Below are 19,202 nucleotides of genomic sequence, written 5' to 3'. Positions count from 1 at the left end.
AGGTGAGCGCGGCGACCACGGGAGCGGGAGACGCCCCGGGCGGGGTGCTCGAGCCGATCATCGCGCAGCAGGTGCGTCGGTACCGTGCGGAGCGGGGCATCTCCGCGGCGGACCTCGCCGCACGGACCGGCCTCTCCAAGGCGATGATCTCCAAGATCGAGTCCGCCACGACGTCGTGCTCGCTGACCACGCTGCAGAGACTGGCCGACGGTTTCGACATCCCGGTCACGGCCCTCTTCCGCGGCTCGGCCAGCGACCGCGAAGCCTCCTTCACCAAGGCGGGCGCCGGGAGCGTGAGTGTGCGCAGCGGCACGCAGCACGGACACCTCTACCAGATGCTCGGCGTTCTCAAGGACACCCCCGATGCCCTGCAGCCGACGCTGGTCACCCTGACCGATGCGTCGAACGTCTTCCCGTTGTTCCAGCACCCCGGCACGGAGTTCCTCTACATGCTGGAGGGTCGCATGAAGTACGGGCACGGCGGCTACGAGTACGATCTCGCCCCCGGCGACGCCCTTCTGCTGGACGGCGAGGCGGCGCACGGGCCTGCCGAACTCATCGAGGTACCCATCCGCTTCCTCGCCGTGCGGTCGCGCTGACCGCACCCCTGCACTCTCGTCAATGCGCGGTGCACCAGGAATCAAGACGACCGCGCGTGCGTGCTTCAGGGTGGAAACGACCCCTGGAGGAATCTGCGATGGCGAACCCCGAGCACGGCCACCCTTCCCCGCGCGAGACCGCACCGCGGCATCCGCTGGATCCGCTGACGCCGGAGGAGATCGCCGGCGCCCGGCAGATCCTCGCGGACGGCGGGCTGCTCTCGGATTCGACGCGTGTGCCCATGCTTCTCCCCCACGAGCCGGACAAGGCCGAGCTTCGCGCGTGGTCGCCCGGTGACCCGCTGGACCGCCGCGTCGACGTCACGCTCCTGGACACCGCGACGGGGGCGGTCCGCGAGGTGGTCGTCTCCGTCACCCGCGAGCAGATCGACGAGGACCGCCCGCACGATCCGTCGACCGCGCCCTACGGTCAGCCTCAGTACCTCTTCGAGGAGTACGACCGCGCGGCCGCCATCGTCAAGGCATCGCCGGAGTGGCGTGCTGCGATGAGACGGCGCGGTCTCGAAGACCGCATGGAGCTGGCCTTCTGCTCACCTCTGGCCCCCGGCTTCGTCGGCCGGGCGAACGAGGTGGGGCGGCGGGTGATCCGGTCGCTGACGTTCCTTCGCGACAGCGAAGACGACATCGCCTGGGCACATCCCGTCGAGGGACTCATCGTCCACATCGATCTCATCGACAACCGCGTCATCGGCATCGAGGACGAGGGCGATGTCCCGGTGCCCGCGGGCAGCGGGAAGTACACCCCGGACGCCGTGGGCCCGGCCCGCACGAGCCTCCTCCCGATCGAGATCACCCAGCCCCAGGGCCCCAGCTTCGCCGTCGACGGATCGCACGTGCAGTGGGAGAACTGGACCATGCGGGTGGACTTCAATGCGCGCGAGGGGCTCGTGCTCCACGACGTCGCGTTCGACGGTCGACCGGTCCTGACCCGCGCCAGCGTGCCCGAGATGGTGGTCCCGTACGGTGACACCTCGCCGACGCGGTTCTGGATCAGCTACTTCGACGCCGGCGAATACCTCCTCGGCAAGAACGCCAACCACCTCGAGCTCGGATGCGACTGCCTGGGCGTGATCCACTACTTCGACGGCTACGTCGCCGACGATCACGGCCAGCCCGTGCAGATCCCGAACGTGGTGTGCATGCACGAAGAGGACTACGGGATCCTGTGGAAGCACACCGAGCCCGGCGTCGGCGCCGAGGTGCGCCGGTCGCGTCGACTCGTGGTGTCGTACTTCTCGACCATCGGGAACTACGACTACGGCTTCTACTGGTACTTCTACCTCGACGGTTCGATCCAGGTCGAAGCCAAGGCCACCGGCATCGTCTTCGCCGGTGGAGGCATCCCCGGATCGAGCAATCCGCACGCACCCGAGATCGCCCCGGGCGTCTTCGCACCCGTGCATCAGCACCTGTTCTGCGCGCGGCTGGATGTGGCGATCGACGGCGAGGACAACCGGCTGCTCGAGATCGACGCACGCCGCATCCCGATGGGCGAGGACAATCCCTTCGGCAACGCCTTCACCTGGAGCGAGACACCCCTGAGGACCGAGTCCGAGGCGCAGCGCGAGGCGGACACGTCGGTCGCGCGCGTGTGGGAGGTGCGCAGCGCCTCCCACACGAACTACATCGGCAAGCCGACCGCGTACCACCTGATCCCCCAGCCGACGGCGCTCCTCATGGCCGATCCGGCCTCGTCGGTGGCTGCGCGTGCGACGTTCGCGACCAAGCACCTGTGGGGGACGGCCTACGACCGCGACGAACGCTGGCCGGGCGGGCGGTACCCGAACGGCCACCAGGGCGGCGCGGGTCTTCCCGCCTACACGGCCGACGACCGGTCGATCGACGGCGAGGACCTGGTGCTGTGGCACACCTTCGGCCTGACCCATGTCCCGCGGCCGGAGGATTGGCCGATCATGCCGGTGGACTACGCCGGCTTCTGGCTGAAGCCGTACGGGTTCTTCGACGTCAACCCGGCGATGGACGTGCCCGAGTCGTCGCAGGCGCACCCGCGCGCGGCGGACGGCGGGAGCGGATGCTGCGGTTCCGGCGCGTGCGCGTGCGCGCACTGACGCGCACCCGCGCGCGGTGCTGAGAGAATCGCCCCCGTGCCTCGACTCGTAGATCATGCCAGCCGCCGTGCCGAGATCATCCAGGCGACGTGGCGCAGCATCGCCGCGCACGGCATCGAGGCGACGACGATGCGGGGGCTCGCCCGCGAGCTGGGCCTGGCCAACGGCAGCGTCACCCACTACTTCCCCCACAAGAAGGCCATCCTCGCCGCGGCCTTCGAGCACGTCTTCGCCGCCACGACGGCGCGGTACGAGGCGATCGCGGCTTCGGAGAACCTCCGCGGACTCGCGGCTCTGCGGGCCTTCCTCGTGCAGACGCTCCCGATGGACGAGGAGCGTCTGCTCGAGGCGCGCATCGTCATCCCCTTCCTCGAGCACGCGGCCATCGACGCCGACATGGCCACCCTCTTCCGCACGAAGATGGACCAGTGGCAGCAGCAGCTGTCGGAGCTGATCGCGCAGGCCCGCGCCGACGGCGAGGTGCCGGCGAGCCTGGACACCACGGGCGAGATCGACCTCATCCTGCACGCGATCACGGGCGTGCAGGCGATCGGCGTGCTCCTCCCCGAGACGGCGCGCGGTCCCCGCCTGACGGCGATGCTCGACATCCTCCTGTCGACGATGGGGTCCCGCACAGCGACATGATCCTGTAACATCGGGGACACGTTGGTTCTACAAGCGTCGGATAAAAATGACGCATGGACCGACACGCTCAAGGGATACAAGGAGGTCTCCCATGACGATCCCCGCATTCACCCCGGATGCCGTCCACCACCGCGGAGCGACCGCCCATGGAATCCTGACGGCGCGCGCTCACGACCTGAGCGAGTTCCGCACCGCGGTCAACGACTCGTTCGTGCCCCTGAGCGTGACCAGCGACCACCCTGATCGTTTCCGCGGCGCGATCCGCGCCGGTCATGCCGACGGCGTCCATCTCTCCGACGTCCGCGCGAGGTCCCACGTGGTGGAGCGCACGCCCGAACTGATCGCCCGCCGGTCGCAGCCGTCGTTCAAGGTGAGCGTGATGCTCGCGGGCAGCGGCCTGCTCGTCCAGGACGGCCGCGAGGCGCTGCTGCACCCCGGCGACCTCGCCGTGTACGACACCTCCCGGCCCTACACCCTCGTCTTCGACGGCGACTTCCGGACGGTCGTGATGATGTTCTCGCACGACGCGCTCGGGCTGCCGGCGCGAGAGGTGCATCAGCTCACCGCGGTGCGGATCGCCGGAGAGACCGGCCTCGGCGCCCTGGCGGCGCCGTACATCGCCCGGCTGGGCACCCACCTGGACGAGGTCGCCGCGGTGAGCGGCCCGCGGCTCGTGCACACGGCGCTCGACCTGCTCACCACGGTCTACTCGCGCGAGACGGGACTGGACGCCGCCGCGGCGGATCCGCATCGTGCGCTGCTGCACCGCATCGCCGAGCACATCGAGGCGAACCTGGGCTCGACCGCCCTCTCCCCAGGCTCGATCGCCGCCGCCCACTACATCTCCACGCGGCATCTGCACAATCTCTTCCACGCCGAGGGGACGACCGTTTCGACCGTGATCCGCGAACGCCGCCTCGCCCACTGCCGCCGCGAACTCGCCGATCCGCTCCTGGCGGACCGTTCCGTGGCGGCGATCGGAGCGCGCTGGGGATTCCCGGATGCGGCGCACTTCAGCCGCGCGTTCAAGGCCGCCTTCGGGATGTCCCCGAGCGATTTCCGCTCCCGCTGAGGAGCACCCACGGACGCGTCGACCATCACGACGGAGGAGACCCCCGATGACCACGCCCCCGAACCTCTCCGACACCCGCACGTGGCTGCCGCTCGACGGCCTCGCGCCGGGTTTCGACGCCGCGAAGGCCGAGCCGACCGACGACCTCGCCGGGCGGACCATCACGGTCCTCGACGATCGCGGCACGCGCATCACGCACACCTTCGGCGACGGGAGCGTCGTGTGGACGTACGAGCCCGGCACCGGCGATGCCACCCGGGCCGAGTCGAAGACCGACGCGTGCGAGGTCTTCCGCGTCGACGACGACCTCTACTACGCGCAGTTCCCCCACGCGCACGACCCGAGCCGGGCGGTCAGCCTGATCCTCGACCTCCGAAGCGGCCACGCCCTGTCGATCATCTCGGTGCTCGGCGCCGCGGCCGCCGGGACCACGGCCGTGCAGCAACTGTTCGCCCCGGCACGGATCGAGGGGATCGAGGCGCGCGGCGACGCCCCCGCACCGACGACCGAGCTCATCGGACGCCGTGTGCTGTGGGTCTACTCGCCGCAGCACGCGTATGAGCACGTCTACGTGTCACCGCACTGGTACACGTGGCAGTGTCTCGCCGGCCCCGAGCGCGGCCTCGCCGACACCGACGAGAACACGGTGTGGCGCATCCGTCCCGGGATCTTCGTCTTCGCGTGGCGAGAGAAGGTGATCCCCTGCGGGTCGGTGACCATCGCCGACCACCGCAACCAGAAGGCGCTGCGCTCCTACGGCGTGCTCTTCGGAGCCGACGAGGCCGGCACCGGTCAGACCCATTTCACGTTCGGCGCGCACGGCTCGCTGCTGTCGCAGACCGTGCATCCCGCGCACTACGACCCGGCGCGGCCGTGGGAGCCGGACGCGAGCTGATCCCGGCGATTCCGCCGGCAGCCACATCCGCACCGGTGCCGGCACCGACGGCGATGCCCCCACCCGTAGCGGGGGCATCGCCGTGTCCACGCTCAGCCGTTGATCACCTGCGGCACCGCGACGGCCTTCAGACCCTCGACACCGAACTCCACGCCGTAGCCCGACCCTTTGACTCCACCGAACGGAACCATCGGGTGCACTCCCCCGTGGCTGTTGATCCACACCGTTCCCGCCTCGATGCGGCGAGCGATCTCGCGCGCCTGTTCCCGCTCGCCCCACACCGAGGCGCCGAGACCCACGTCGAGGCGGTTGGCGCTGGCGACGGCATCCTCCACATCGGAGTAGCGGATGACGGGGAGGACCGGTCCGAACTGCTCCTCGTCGACGATCGCCATGCCGTCGACGGCGTCCGCGACGAGCGTCGCCTGGAAAAAGAGGTCGCCGAGCTCGGCGGCCGGCGCGCCGCCGGTGACGACCCGTGCACCTCGCGACCTCGCGTCCTCGACCAGACGGCTGACGACGTCGAACTGGGGCTTGTTCTGGAGCGGGCCGAGCACGTTGTCCTCCCGGAGGCCGTTGCCCATCGGCGTCTTCTCGATCACCTCGGCGAGGGCGGCGACCACGTCGTCGTAGATCGAGTCATGCACGTAGAGGCGCTTGAGCGCGGCGCAGGTCTGCCCGGTGTTGATGAAGGCGCCCCAGAACACGTCCTGCGCGATCGCCTGCGGGTCGGCGCTGGGCAGCACGATGCCCGCGTCGTTGCCGCCGAGCTCCAGAGTGAGGCGCGCGAGGTTGCCCGCGCTGCTCTCGATGATCTTCCGGCCGGTCGCGGTGGAGCCGGTGAACATGACCTTGGCGACATCGGGGTGCGAGGCCAGCCGCGCGCCCACCTCGCGGTCACCTGAGACGCCGATGAGCACGTCGGCCGGCAGGACCTCGTTCATCACCGAGAGCATCGCGAGCACGCTGAGCGGGGTGTACTCGCTCGGCTTGAGGACCACGGTGTTGCCCATGCGCAGCGACGGCGCGATCTGCCAGATGCCGATCATCAAGGGCCAGTTCCACGGGCCGATCGCACCGACCACGCCGATCGCCTTGTACGTGAGCTCGGCACGGCCGCTCTCGTCGTCGATCAGCACCTCCGGCTCGAGGGTGAGCGCCGCGTTCGTGCGCAGCCACGCGGCGCACGCGCCGACCTCGAACCGCGCGTTCGGACCGTTGAGGGGCTTGCCCTGCTCGCGCGAGAGCAGGCGGGCCAGCGCTTCGGCGTGCGCTTCGATCGCATCGGCGGCGGCGCGCAGCAGGGCGCTGCGCTCCTCGTGTCCCCGTGCCTCCCACCCGGGCTGGGCGGCCTTCGCACGCGCGACGGCGTCGTCCAGTTCGGCGACGGTGTGCTCGGGCGCCCGGCCGATCACCTCGCGGGTGGCGGCATCGGGAATCTCGCGACCCTCCCCTTCCGGGGCCGCGACGCGCTCGATGAGCGCGCGCTCGTCGGTGTCGGCTGCGGTGTCAGACATCGGTGTCTCCTTCGAATCGAGGCCGCGGGACCGCGAAGACCTCTGGGTCCTCCCATCGTCCGCATCCGGCGTCCCCCCGGGTTGTCCGCGAGCGCACCGGGGGTTGCGCGCGGCGCATGATCGGCGAGGCGGGCACTGTCCGACACGGATGCTGCACCCTCGGTCATCTCCGTCTGCACGGCGCGCATCACGATGGACGGGTGAGCGGATTCCTGCATGCCGCGGCGGTCGCCGCGGCCGCCCTCGGCGTCTGCTTCCTGGCGTGCGACCGCCCACGGATGCGGGCACCCGAGTTGGCGGCATCCGTGGTGATGCTGGTCGCGATGACGGATGCCGGGCTGACACGGTACGTCCCGACCGTCTACTGGGCGGCTGTGCTGATGGCGTGCGCCATGGGGATCGTGCTGTGGCGCCGCCCCCGCCGTGCCCGCCGATCGCGCCGCCACCTCCCCGAGCAGGGCTCCACCGCGATGCTCGTCCACGGTGCCGTCGGGATGGTGCTGATGGGGGCGCTCCACCTCATGATGCGTGGGCACCACTCCGACGTCGGCCCGGCGGTGACGCCCCACGCGCACGCCGTGCCGCTCGAGACGGCGGTCGGCGCCGCCGTCGTGCTCTACGTCGTCGCGTCGCTCGCCTGGGGGGTCCGGATGCCGCGCCCGCTCCCCCGCGGGGAGATGGGCGCGATGACGCTGTCGGTCGTGCTCATGAGCGCCGGCGTCCTCGCGGTGTGACCGGCCGCCCCTGCCGCGCCGCGCGCACCGGCAGGGGGAATCAGCCCGCAGCGAGCGCCAGTCGGCGGGCCTTGTTCGCGGCGAGCCGATCGCGCAGCACGTGGGTGACCAGGCTCAGCGCGATCGCCGCGATGAGCGCCAGCCCGCTCGCGACCGCCTGCCAGAAGGTCGTGACGCCCAGGAGCACGAGGGAGTTGTTCAGCGCACTGTAGAACAGCACGCCGACGAGCACACCGAAGATCGACCCCTCACCACCGGTGAGCGCGACACCGCCCAACAGGACCGCGGTGAGCACCACGAGCTCGAATCCGGCACCGATCTGTCCCGCGGGCGCGCTGTTCAGCCGCGCCACCACGATCGTCCCGGCGAAGCCGGCGACCGCACCGGAGAGGACGAAGAGGGTGAAGGGGATCGCCCGCACCCGCACCCCCGACAGGAAGGCCGCCTCGCGGTTCACGCCGACCGCGTAGACGTGGCGCCCCGCGGGCACGAGCGTGAGGAAGACCGCGGCGATGATCAGCAGGGTGGCCGCGATCCACACCGAGAGCGGGATGCCGGCGACGGTGCCCACCCCGAGGAACCCGAACTGGTCGCCGAAGCGATTGGTCGGGGTCGGGCTGATGAGCTGCGCCACACCGCGTACCGCGGTGAGGGTGCCGAGCGTGGTGATGAACGAGTTCAATCCGAACACCGTGACGGCGACGGCGTTGAACGTCCCGACGAGGGCGCCGGCGCCGATGGCGAGGAGGACGGCGACGGCCGGGTCGCCGGTCGCATTGTTCATGACCAGGCCCGCCACCACACCTCCGAGGGCGAGCGTCGATCCGACGGAGAGGTCGATGTACCCGGCGATGAGCAGCATCGCCACCGGGATGGCGACGATCGCGATCACCGCGCTGTCCTGGAGGATGCCGCGGATGTTCTGCCACCCGAAGAAGGCGTCGGTCGCCACCTGGACACCGATCACCATGAGGATGAGCAGCACGAACAGCGGCGTGCGGATGAGGCCCGCCGTCATCGACGAGAGGAGTCTGTGGGAGGTCATCGCGAGTGTCCTTCGCTGGGGTCGATGATGTGCGTGTCGGGTGCGGTGTCGTGCACGACCGCGAGGAGCTGGTCGGCCGAGGTCGTCGCGACGTCGTATTCGGCCACGACGGTGCCCTGCTCGAAGATGAGGCAGCGGTGGGCGAGATCGATGACCTCCTCGGCCTCGTTGGTCGCGACGAGGACGCCGATGCCCCGCTCCGCCGCGAGCGCCTTCACGGCGTCGTAGATGTCGCGCCTCGCCCCGACATCCACCCCCTGAGTCGGGTCGTCGAGGAGCAGCACGCGGGTGCGGGCGATGTCGTTCATCCAGCGCCCGAGGAGGATCTTCTGCTGGTTCCCCCCGCTGAACCGGCCCGCGGGCAGCTCGGGGAGGGCCGGTCGCAGCGACAGGCGCGTGCTGACACGGTCGAAGGCCGCGCGCTCGGCGGACGCGCGACGGATCCCGAAGCGCGAGAGCACGCGGGAGATGTTGACCACGGTGTTGTCGAGGGCCGGCAGGGTGGCGAACAGTCCTTCGCGCAGACGGTCTCCGGGCACCAGCGCGAGCCCGCCCTTGAGGGCCGACACCGGTCCCGCGGCATGTCGCGGGACGCCGTCGATGCTGACGGTGCCGCTCGTACGGCGGATGCGACCGAACAGCGTGTTGAAGAACCGCGTGCGCCCCGAGCCGATCAGCCCGAAGCACGCGACGATCTCGCCCGCTGCCACGCTGACGTCGATGGGCCCGAGTCCGGGAGCTGCCAGCCCCTGCACCGTCAGCGCCGCGGGCTGGTCTTCGCGCGGCGGCAGCGGGCGATCCGACGCGCTCGGTTCTCCGTCGCTGATGGCGGCGACGAGGTTCTCGCGCGTGATGCCGTCTCGACGCGCCGACCAGACGGCCTTGCCGTTGCGGAGCACCGTGGCGGCATCCGCCAGCTTCAAGACCTCGCCGAGCAGGTGGGTGACGTAGAGGATCGCGATGCCCCGGGATGCGAGATCGCGCACGAGGTCGCCGAGCCGGTCGGACTCGGCGCGCGAGAGCGCGGCGGTCGGCTCGTCGAGGATGAGCAGCCGAGCGTCACGACGCAGCGCCTTGGCGATCTCGACCAGCTGGCGCTGACCGATGGGCAGTGCCCCGACCTTCATGTCCGGGTCGATGCCGTGCGCCCCCACGGTCGCGAGCGCTTCCTGGGCGAGTCGACGTTGCGCGCCGCGGTCGACGAATCCCGCCCGCGTGCGCTCCTGCCCGATGAAGAGGTTCTCGGCGACGGTCAGCGATTCGACGAGCGCGAGGTGCTGGTAGATGACGGCCACGCCGGCGGAGATGGATTCGCGCGGTGAGAGTCCGTCGTACGTCCGACCGTCGAGCTCGATGGTCCCCGACGTCGGCTGCACCCCACCGCCGAGGCATTTGATGAGAGTGGATTTGCCGGCGCCGTTGTGCCCGAGCAGCGCGTGCACTTCTCCGTCGGGGATGTCGAGGGTGACGTCGTCCAACGCCAACGTCGCGCCGTATCTCTTGGTCAGTCCCTGCAGTGATGCGCCCATGGCTCCTCTTCGTTCGACCGTGCCGATGCGTCGGTGCCGGGGACGGAACAGGCCGTCCCCGGCACCGGGATGCTCAACCGCCGAGTTCGGCGATGTAGTCGGGGAGGTTCGGGTCGTCCGCGGTGACGAGGGTCACGGGGATGTCGACGCTCGCGTCCTCCGCGCCCTCGCCGAGCGCGATCGGGATGTCGATGACCTGCGCCACCAGCTCCTCGAGGGAGAAGTAGGTCGCGGCGCGGAAGAAGTTGCCCTCCGCCATCTGCTGCAGGCCGAAGAGATTGGGGTCGAGTCCGCCGACGTAGGTCTGCGGATCGTCCTCGGCCCGGCCGGACGCGACCAGCGCCTGGTAGGCGCCCTGCGCGGCGTCGCCGACGGCGGTGACCACGACGTTGACGTCCGGATGCTGCGCCAGCAGCGCCGTGGTCACCGACAGGGCGTCATCGGGGGTGACCGCCTGCTGCTCGGCGACGATCTGCAGGTCGGGAGCGGTCTCGGTGAGACCGTCCATCAGACCCTGCGAACGCTCCTGACCGATCTGCCGTTCGGTCTCGTTGAGCACGATGACCTTGGCGTCCGGGCCCACGTTCTCCAGCGCCCACTCCGCGGCATCCGCTCCCAGCTGGTAGCCGGAGTCGTAGAAGCTGAACTGGAGCGTGGCGTCCTGGTTCTCCATGTCGCCGCCGTAGGTGACCCAGTACTTGCCTGCGTCCTGGTATTGCTGGGCGATCGACTCGAGACTGGCCGGGTCGACGGGGAAGGACACCACCGCGTCTATGTCGCTGCCGAGGTAGGAGTTGAGCTGGCTGACCTGCTTCTGCAGGTCCATCTCGTCGTTGGTGAAGACGACTTCGACGCCCTTCTCGGCGGCCCGGGCCTCCACGATCTGCGTGATGGCGCCGTAGACCGGAAGCGCGGTGAACGGGTAGTCGAACAGGATCTTGTCGACGGTGCCGCGCTCGACGGGGGGCTCGCCGGCTCCGCCGGCGTCGTCTTGCGCGGTGGTGCTGCAGCCGGCGAGCGCGAGCGCGGTGGCCGCGGTCAGGGCGATCAGTGTGATGCGGTGTCGCATGATGGGGGCGTCCTTCGGGTGAGGTGGTGCGCGGATACGGGTGGTGCTCTCTTCAGGTGCGGGGGGCTCCGTCAGCGGGGTGTGCGGGTCGTGCGGTTCGGCCTCACTCGTCGCGGGTGAAGACGCGTCGGCCGGCGAACCAGGTCTCCTCGGCGCGGGTGTCGATGATGCGATCGACCGGCACGGTGAACGGATCCTGGGTGAGGACGACGAAGTCGGCGGACTTGCCCTGGGCGAGCGACCCGACGGTGTCGTCGAGACCCATCGCGCGGGCGCTGTTGATGGTGAAGATCGACAGCGCCTCCTCGAGCGTCACCGCCTGCTCCGGCCAGAGCGTGCCGGGGGCGCGACCGAGGGGATCCGATCGGGTGACGAGCCCCTGGATCCCTTCCCAGGGATTGGGCGAGACGCTCACCGGCCAGTCCGAGCCACCGGTCACGTTGACCCCGAGATCGAGCAGCGAACGATTGGGCTGCATGTGCTGCGCGTCGTCGGCGCCGCGGACGGCCGCGATCGCATCCGGGATCACGCCCGGGAACCACAGGTACGGCGAGATGTCGGCGGCGACCGAGAGGGACGCGAAGCGCGGACGGTCGTCGGGATGCACGAACTGGCCGTGCGCGATCTGGTACAGGATGTCGGCGTACCCGGCCTCTCGCACCGCCTCGATCGCGTCGAGGGCGACGCGCACCGCCGCGTCGCCGGTGCAGTGGATCTTGGCGCCGAGCCCGCGGGCGGCCGTGCGCAGGAGCCAGTCTTCGAGCTCCTCGGGGGCCATGGTCGTCACGCCGCAGTGACCGTGATCGTGGCCGGGGCTGTCGAGGTAGGGGCTGAGGAAGGCCGCGGTCAGGGTCGGCGGGACGCCGTCGAGCGCCACCTTGACGAAGTCGGGACGGTGGTGTTCGGTGCGGAACTCCTCGCCCCGCTCGACCAGCTCGTCGCCGAAGGGCGTGTTGGCGAAGAGGAAGCCCGACGACAGCATGCACGACGACACCCAGGCGTGGAGCTCGCCGTCGCGGTCGAGGTCGCGCAGGGCGCCCATGATCTCGACCGTGGCGGCGGCATCCTGGAACGCGGTGATGCCGTGGGAGTGCAGGATCTCGATCGCGCGACGACTCGCCGCCCGGTAGCGCTCGGGGCTGCGGCCGACTCCGGCGTCGACGGCCGCAGTGAGGGCGATGGTGGCCGATTCGAGGAGCAGCCCGGTCGGGGCACCGGTGCGCGGATCGCGCACGATGCTCCCCCCGTCGGGATCGGGGGTGTCGTCGCCGATGCCGGCGAGCTCGAGCGCGCGCGTGTTGGCGAACCGGTTGTGGTGACTGTCGTCGGTCAGCGCGAGAGGCCGTCCGCCGGATGCCTCGTCCAGGGCCTCGCGCGCATCGATCCGCGAGAAGGCGTCGAGCAGCACGCTGCCGAACGCCTCGCCGACGATCCACGCGTCCTCGTCGAGGTCGCGCGCGTAGGCGCGGACGGCCTCGACCAGGTCGGCGAACGAGTCCGTCGGCGAGATCGACAGCTGGTACAGCTCCGCTTCGCCGGCGAGCAGATGGTGGTTGTGCACGTCGATGAGGCCGGGTACGACGGCCGCGCCCGCCAGGTCGCGCACCTCGGTGTCCGGGCCGGCGAGCGCGCGGACCTCGTCGTCGGAACCGACCAACGAGATCCGCCCGCCGGACACGGCGAACGCCGATGCGACGGGCTTCGCCGCGTCGCCGGTTCGAACGGTGCCGCCGATGACGATGAGATCCGCAGTGTCCACGTGCCCTCCCGGGTGATGTAGGGATGTGGCACCATGCTCCTCGCGGATGCGGGCGTCGTCGTTGTCACCGAGCGCATGCGGCTTGATCGCGAACGCCGGACACGTCGTCGGGTGGTGCCGGCGCCTACGTTCATGGCGGCGGATGCCGGTCACATGCGCGCGGGTCGGGTCTCGTCAGCGTTTCAGCGTCGCCGAGACCTCACGCAGGCAATCCACGAAGGCGGTGACGACCGCGCTCCTTTCGTGCCGTTCGGGCCAGGCCGCCAGCAGATGCGTGGTCGGCGATCCCGCCAAGGGGACGATCGCGATGGACGGCGGCACGAGCTGACGGACCGATTCGGGCAGGATGCTGGTTCCGACTCCGGCGGACACGAAGCCCAGTGCCGTCTCCTGATGGACGACCTCTTCGACGACCCGCCCGCCACCCGCCGCGGCCAGGACGTCGCTCACGCGGTTCACGAACCCGGGCATGAGCGAGGGCGGATACGAGATCATCGGCACCTCCACGAGCTCCGCAGCAGAGAGCTCGCGGCGAGACGAGAGCGGGTGGCCGGCAGGCAGGCAGGCGACGAGCCGCTCCTCGTAGACGACCTCGGACATGAGGGCAGCGGCAGGCGAAGGGCTCGCCGCGGTCTCGTCACGCACGATCGCGACGTCGAGCGCTCCCGCGCGCAGTCGCTCGAGCTGTTCTCCGGAGGTGAGAGGAATGAGCGTCAGGTTCACGCGGGGGCGCCGCGAACGGAACAGAGGGACGACACCCGGCAGGACCGTGTAATTCGCGGAGCTGACGAAGCCCACGGTGAGGTCGCCGGCGACACCGTCGGCGTACTCGCTCATCTCCGCCCGCAGCGCGTCGAACTCACCCAGAAGGCGTGACGCTCGCTCCTTCAGATGCCGCCCCGCTGCCGTGAGCGCCACCCTCCGGGTGCTGCGCTCGAAGAGCGAGACACCGATCTCCTGCTCCAGCCGACCGACCTGCGTGCTGAGGGGCGGCTGCGACATGTGCAGTCGCCGCGCCGCGCGGCCGAAGTGCAACTCCTCGGCGACGGCGAGGAAGTAACGCAGCTGCCGGATCTCCACCTGCCGAAACATACGCCCGTCGTATTGCCCGCTCGTTTCGGCACGATTGCGAGCGATGCGAGATGAATGCGCGTTCTCGAAAGTATTGGACACTCTCCCCGATCCGGAGGTTTCCTTGAAGTGAACGTCATCTACCTGAAGGAAATTCATCATGACTCCCAGCGCAGTGCCGGACACCCGCATCGACATGCTGTACCTCAGCGAGCCCGAGGTCATCGCCGCCGGCATGAAGGACATGGCCCGCTGCATGGAGGTGATGGAGGAGGTGCTCGTCCTCGTCGCCAAGGGCGATTACCGCATGGCGGGCAGCTCCGCGAACTCGCACGGAGCGCAGATCAGCTTCCCCGCGTCGTCGCCGTTCCCGGGCATGCCGCTGGATGCCGCCGACCGCCGCTTCATGGCGATGCCCGCCTACCTCGGCGGACGCTTCGATGCCGCCGGGGTGAAGTGGTACGGCTCGAACATCGACAACCGGGAGAAGGGCCTGCCCCGCTCGATCCACCTGATCGTGCTGAACGACAAGGACACCGGCGCGCCCTTCGCCATCATGTCCGGCAACCTCGAGAGCGCCTACCGCACCGCCGCAGTCCCCGGCGCGGCGGCGAAGAAGCTCGCGCCGATCGGCGCGGAATCCCTCGGTATCATCGGCCCCGGCGCGATGAACAAGAGCGCCCTGCACGCCATGACCACGGCACGCCCGAGCCTGCACACCATCCGCATCAACGGACGTCGCCGCGTCACCGCGGAGGCCTTCGCCGACTACGTCCGCGAACACTATCCGCAGTTCACCACGATCGAGATCGCCGAGACCGTCGAGCAGGCCGTGCGCGAGTCCGACATCGTCTCGGAGGCCGTGACGGGGCTGGTGGGGTCGGAGAACTACCCCTACATCGACGGCGACTGGATCAAGCCCGGCGCGTTCCTGAGCCTGCCCGCCAACCTCCGGATGGACAAGGAGTACACGGTCTCGGGGAAGGCCCGCCTGATCGCGGACGCCAAGAAGATCTACGAGGCCTGGGCCGAGGAGTACCCCGCCCCCTCGCACGAGACCGCGTTCGGCATGATCGGGCTGTACTGGCAGGACCTCATCGACGCCGGCGAACTGGACGAATCGCGCGTGGTCAACATCGGCGACGTGTTCGACGGCACCGCCGAGGGCCGCGAGTTCGACGACCAGCCGGTCCTGTTCAGCGTCGGCGGAATGGGCGTCGAAGACGTCGCGTGGGCCAAGACGGTGTACGAGAACGCGGTGGAACTCGGGATCGGCACGAAGCTGAACCTGTGGGACGCCCCGGACCTGGCCTGACCCGTGACGAACCCCACTTCCTCCACCGAACACGTGTCGTACCTCGTCATCGGCGCCGGCCTCAGCGGCGCTGCCGCAGCCTGGCGTCTCGCCCAGTCGGGGGCCGATGTCGTGGTCGTCGAACGCGACGTCCCGGCCTCTCATCTCGGCAGCTCGCACGGCTCCGCGCGGATCTTCCGCTACGCCTACGCCGACCCGTTCTACGTCGACCTCGTCGTCCGCGCCCGCTCCAGCTGGGACGAGCTCGAGTCCGCGAGCGGTCGTCGACTCATCACCCCGAGCGGCTCGCTCGATTTCGGCTCCGTCCGCGACCCGCGCGGCCTCGCCGACGCCCTCGGGACGGTCGGCGTGCCGCACGAGCTCCTCAGCCGGACGGATGCCGAGAACCGCTGGCCGCAGCTGCGCTTCGACACCGAGGTGCTGTGGCATGCGGATGCCGGCGTCATCGACGCCGAGTCGGCCGTGCACGCCATGCTCGATCTTGCGTGCGCAGCGGGCGCCGAGCTGCGGACGGGCTGGGAGGCCGCGTCGGTGAGGCGTGCGTCGACGGGGTACACGGTGACCTCGACGACCGGCGCCGCCGTCACGGCCGGTCAGGTCATCGTCGCCGCCGGCGGGTGGCTGCCCGCGCTGCTGGCGGACCTCGATATTCCCTCCGGCTTCCGCGCGGCCCTGCCCTCGTTCGAGGTGCGTCAGGAGAACGCGTTCCACTTCCCGTACCGCGCGGCGGAGGATGGCGGGGCGACCGCCGCAGACGAACGCACGTCCTGGCCGACGTTCATCTACAAGGGGGACGACATCCAGATGTACAGCCTGCCCGGCGGGCGCGACGCGGATTTCGCGGGGCAGAAGATCGCCGAGTACAACGGCGGCCGCACGATCGGCTCGGCCCGCGAGCAGGACGGCGTCATCGACCCGCAGAACCGCGAACGCGTGCGGGGCTTCGTCGGGGAGTTCGTGCCCGGGCTGGAGACCACGCCGTACGCCGAGGCGACGTGCCTGTTCACCAACGTGCCACGCGACGACATGATCATCGACCGCGCCGAGGGCATCACGATCCTCTCGCCGTGCTCGGGGCAGGGGGCGAAGTTCGCGCCCCTCCTGGGCGAACTCGTGTACGACCTCGTCGCCGGGTCGGGCCGGTCGGGCGAGCGGTTCCGCGCCGACGGGCAGCGCTTCGCGGAGGCGGCGCGATGACCGGCGACGCGAACGTCCTGCTCGAGGAGATCTCCGGCATCGGCGTCCACCCGGCGGGCGGCTACGCGCGACCGGCGTTCTCCGCCGCGGAACGCCAGCTGCGGGAGTGGTTCGTCACCCACGCCACCCGCCGGGGCCTCGACGTCGAGACCGACCGCAACGGCATCCTGTGGGCCTGGTGGGATGCCGAGGGCACGACCGGACGCTCCGGCGCCGTCGCGACCGGCTCGCACCTGGATTCCGTTCCGGGCGGCGGCAACTTCGACGGCCCTCTCGGCGTCGCGAGCGCCCTGGCGGCGGTCGACGTCCTGCGGGCTCGCGGCGTCACGCCCCGGCGTCCGCTGGCGGTGGCCGTCTTCCCCGAGGAGGAGGGGTCGCGCTTCGGTGTCGCGTGCCTGGGATCGCGCCTGATCACCGGCGCGGTCGCGCCCGAGCGCGTCCGCGCGCTGCGCGACACCGACGGGCGCAGCTACGCCGAGGTCTCGACCGAGGCCGGGTTCGACCCCGAGTCCATCGGTCCCGACCCCCAGCGGCTGGCCACGCTCTCGGCCTTCATCGAGCTGCACGTGGAACAGGGCCGCGGGCTCGCCGACCTCGACCGGCCGGTCGCCCTCGGCGGCGCGATCATCGCCCACGGCCGCTGGCACGTGCGGATCGAGGGGCGCGCCGATCACGCCGGCGCGACTCTCATGGAGGACCGGCAGGATCCCGTCGTCGTGGCGTCCGAGACGGTGCGCGCCCTCCGCGCCCGGGTGCTCGAGAGCCCCGACGCGCGGGGGACGGTCGGCCGCTTCGAGGTCACCCCCGGTGGCACCAACGTGATCGCCTCGTCGGTGGACGTGTGGCTCGACGTGCGCCACCGCGGCGAAGACATCGTGCGCGCGATCGTCGCCGATGTGACGGCGGCGACCGAGGCCGCCGCCCAGGCCGAGGGGTGCACCGTCTCCGTCACCGAGCACTCGTTCTCGCCGACCGTCGAGTTCGACCGGGCGCTGCGCGACACGATGGCCGAGGTGCTCCCCGAGGCCCCCGTGCTCGACACCGGCGCGGGGCACGACGCGGGCGTGCTGGCCACCCACGTGCCCACCGGCATGCTCTTCGTGCGCAACCACACCGGGGCATCGCACACTCCCGAGGAGACCGCCGAGGCGGACGACATCGATGCCGGCGTGGAGGCCCTCGCGTCCGTTCTGGAGCACCTGCTGCTCCAGCCGGACGCATCGCAGCCGTGACGCGCGTTCACGAAAAATCCGGAGCCGCGACCCCGTTCAAAAACGAGGTCGCGGCTCCGGACCATGGCGGGCACGCTGAGGGAGGGTTGGAAGAAGACCGAGTGGGATCGGGTCGCTGCCGTAATCGCGGGGGCATGACCGCGACAACAGCCCAGAACGAGATCATCCGCAGGGGACTTCGGTGCACACCTCCGGGGGGTCTGGCTTGTCGAGAGGCACTCTCGAGCTGAACACCTCAGCGATTCCCCTCCGAGCGGACCTAGCCAGCGGCGTGTCGCTACTGCCAGCCAAACACAAGGAGGCTTGACTATGCTCACGATAACGGTCATAGTCAGCGGCAGAAAGGATGGACCGATACCATGATCATCAAGCTTGGCGGCGCTGAGTTCTAGTCGCTCAGACTCACCCGGTAGCCGTACTCACGATCCACCTCGATCTCATCTAGATCGAGGTGGATTTTTGTTGTGCCGTTCGTTGCGTCGACGACGACTGTCGGCTCCGGGGTTCCATCGAGGGCTGTAATGGCGAGAGTCTTCTTCGTATAGGACTTCTCGTAGGTGTGGCTGGAGCTCAGCCGTGCCGTCGGCCGTCGAGCAGTCCAGTGCACTACATCCGTCAGTCCGTCCAGTGCGTCTCGCGCGTACTTCGGCCACTCAAGTTTGAGTTGGATGTTGACCTCGGTTGCAGGAGCCAAGGGCCGGTCGAAATGCATGTAGACGCGAAGGCGCCCCTCGTGCTCCCATGCTTTAGTAGTCACAATCCTGGAACCTGTCCGACCGTCCGCGTTCAGATAGTGGGCCGAAACGCGAACTGCGTCTCGGGTAGCGGGTGACAAGTGCGCATCGGAGTTGCGCTTCGCTAGTGTCCAGATAGCCCGAACCGGGCGCGTGTTGGTTTTCAGAATGAACTTGCGAATGATGACGGCGTCCCCACCACCGGAGATCGAGACCTCCTCATCCCAACTCGCGGTGTGGAACAGATCTTGATCCGCTTCTTGCTCTGAGCGAATGCTGTTGCCGTAGGCGCGAAGCACATCGTCCTTCTCCCGCAAGCTCCGCCTAACCGCGCGACGATCGATGGCGAGCACAACCACGCACAGACCTAGCCATAGAGCGAGAAGTCCCATGCTCAGGTAAGAGACGATCTGCACACCAAGCAGCACACCCCCGATGCTCAGAACCGTACCGACAGCCGACGGGGCGGCGATCATCCAACGCAGCTGCCGGCCTCGGACTTTATCTTCAATCCACCCTGAGACCGAGTCATAAACACTGTCCACACCAACCCCCAATCCGCGGACACTATAGCGTCGAGTTCGTGCATCGCGACTACACCTAGGGTGACGTCCCGGGTGGTGGTGGAGTTTTCGGCGGAGTCGTTGGTGTCGTTGACGCTGGCGAGCCATCGTGCGTGGTCAAGATGAGTACCGATCA

Annotated in this window: 17 protein-coding genes; 9 read left to right on the top strand and 8 right to left on the bottom strand. The window is 69.6% G+C overall.

Annotated elements, in window-relative coordinates:
• Positions 1–2 precede the first annotated feature (2 nt).
• From AB0O93_RS07170 to AB0O93_RS07150, 5 genes are all read left to right on the top strand, one after another.
• Positions 3–599: an XRE family transcriptional regulator gene (locus tag AB0O93_RS07170; protein WP_363341919.1), complete on the top strand. Its 597-nt coding sequence runs from the start codon at positions 3–5 to the stop codon at positions 597–599.
• A gap of 98 nt (positions 600–697) precedes the next feature.
• Entirely contained in the window at positions 698–2,689 is a 1,992-nt protein-coding gene (locus tag AB0O93_RS07165; protein ID WP_363341917.1) for a primary-amine oxidase, read from the top strand.
• Positions 2,690–2,725: 36 nt separating this feature from the next.
• The gene (locus tag AB0O93_RS07160; RefSeq protein WP_363341915.1) at positions 2,726–3,334 is read left to right on the top strand and encodes a TetR/AcrR family transcriptional regulator; all 609 of its coding nucleotides are present in this window, start codon (positions 2,726–2,728) and stop codon (positions 3,332–3,334) included.
• Positions 3,335–3,425: 91 nt separating this feature from the next.
• Positions 3,426–4,406, top strand: a complete 981-nt coding sequence (locus AB0O93_RS07155) for a helix-turn-helix domain-containing protein (protein ID WP_363341913.1) — start codon at positions 3,426–3,428, stop codon at positions 4,404–4,406.
• 46 nt (positions 4,407–4,452) lie between these two features.
• Positions 4,453–5,301, top strand: a complete 849-nt coding sequence (locus tag AB0O93_RS07150; RefSeq protein WP_363341911.1) for a molybdenum cofactor biosynthesis F family protein — start codon at positions 4,453–4,455, stop codon at positions 5,299–5,301.
• Positions 5,302–5,393: 92 nt separating this feature from the next.
• Here AB0O93_RS07150 and AB0O93_RS07145 read toward each other — a convergent pair whose 3' ends face one another.
• Positions 5,394–6,818: an aldehyde dehydrogenase family protein gene (locus AB0O93_RS07145; protein WP_363341909.1), complete on the bottom strand. Its 1,425-nt coding sequence runs from the start codon at positions 6,816–6,818 to the stop codon at positions 5,394–5,396.
• 200 nt (positions 6,819–7,018) lie between these two features.
• Between AB0O93_RS07145 and AB0O93_RS07140 the strand changes: the two genes are divergently transcribed.
• A complete protein-coding gene (locus AB0O93_RS07140) occupies positions 7,019–7,552 on the top strand; it encodes a hypothetical protein (RefSeq protein ID WP_363341907.1) in 534 nt (177 codons plus the stop codon).
• 40 nt (positions 7,553–7,592) lie between these two features.
• On the opposite strand, the gene AB0O93_RS07135 is transcribed toward AB0O93_RS07140, so the two are convergent.
• The 5 genes from AB0O93_RS07135 to AB0O93_RS07115 form a co-directional block, all read right to left on the bottom strand.
• Positions 7,593–8,597: an ABC transporter permease gene (locus AB0O93_RS07135; protein ID WP_363341905.1), complete on the bottom strand. Its 1,005-nt coding sequence runs from the start codon at positions 8,595–8,597 to the stop codon at positions 7,593–7,595.
• Entirely contained in the window at positions 8,594–10,126 is a 1,533-nt protein-coding gene (locus tag AB0O93_RS07130; RefSeq protein ID WP_363341903.1) for a sugar ABC transporter ATP-binding protein, read from the bottom strand. The genes AB0O93_RS07135 and AB0O93_RS07130 overlap by 4 nt, the downstream gene beginning before the upstream one ends.
• Positions 10,127–10,199: 73 nt before the next feature.
• Positions 10,200–11,195, bottom strand: a complete 996-nt coding sequence (locus AB0O93_RS07125; protein ID WP_363341901.1) for a sugar ABC transporter substrate-binding protein — start codon at positions 11,193–11,195, stop codon at positions 10,200–10,202.
• A gap of 103 nt (positions 11,196–11,298) precedes the next feature.
• Complete coding sequence (locus AB0O93_RS07120; RefSeq protein WP_363341899.1) at positions 11,299–12,954, bottom strand: amidohydrolase; 1,656 nt, start codon at positions 12,952–12,954, stop codon at positions 11,299–11,301.
• Between the two features lie 174 nt (positions 12,955–13,128).
• Entirely contained in the window at positions 13,129–14,034 is a 906-nt protein-coding gene (locus AB0O93_RS07115; RefSeq protein WP_363341897.1) for a LysR substrate-binding domain-containing protein, read from the bottom strand.
• Positions 14,035–14,185: 151 nt separating this feature from the next.
• Here AB0O93_RS07115 and AB0O93_RS07110 point away from each other — a divergent pair, with 151 nt between their 5' ends.
• Genes AB0O93_RS07110 through AB0O93_RS07100 form a run of 3 tightly spaced genes read left to right on the top strand, consistent with a single transcriptional unit; the run spans position 14,186 to position 17,769 of the window.
• The gene (locus tag AB0O93_RS07110; protein WP_363341895.1) at positions 14,186–15,340 is read left to right on the top strand and encodes a tyramine oxidase subunit B; all 1,155 of its coding nucleotides are present in this window, start codon (positions 14,186–14,188) and stop codon (positions 15,338–15,340) included.
• 3 nt (positions 15,341–15,343) lie between these two features.
• Complete coding sequence (locus AB0O93_RS07105; protein ID WP_363341893.1) at positions 15,344–16,537, top strand: FAD-dependent oxidoreductase; 1,194 nt, start codon at positions 15,344–15,346, stop codon at positions 16,535–16,537.
• A complete protein-coding gene (locus AB0O93_RS07100) occupies positions 16,534–17,769 on the top strand; it encodes an allantoate amidohydrolase (RefSeq protein WP_363341891.1) in 1,236 nt (411 codons plus the stop codon). The genes AB0O93_RS07105 and AB0O93_RS07100 overlap by 4 nt, the downstream gene beginning before the upstream one ends.
• 388 nt (positions 17,770–18,157) lie before the next feature.
• On the opposite strand, the gene AB0O93_RS07095 is transcribed toward AB0O93_RS07100, so the two are convergent.
• Both AB0O93_RS07095 and AB0O93_RS07090 read right to left on the bottom strand, forming a co-directional pair.
• Positions 18,158–18,979: a hypothetical protein gene (locus AB0O93_RS07095; protein ID WP_363341889.1), complete on the bottom strand. Its 822-nt coding sequence runs from the start codon at positions 18,977–18,979 to the stop codon at positions 18,158–18,160.
• Positions 18,976–19,202: hypothetical protein (locus AB0O93_RS07090; RefSeq protein ID WP_363341887.1), on the bottom strand; the 227-nt coding region annotated here is incomplete at its 5' end. The genes AB0O93_RS07095 and AB0O93_RS07090, both read right to left, overlap by 4 nt.

The organism is Microbacterium sp. NPDC077184 (assembly GCF_040687055.1).
Classification (GTDB): Bacteria; Actinomycetota; Actinomycetes; order Actinomycetales; family Microbacteriaceae; genus Microbacterium.
Note: the sequence above shows the minus strand (reverse complement) of the source record. Positions and strands in the feature narration are given on the sequence as shown.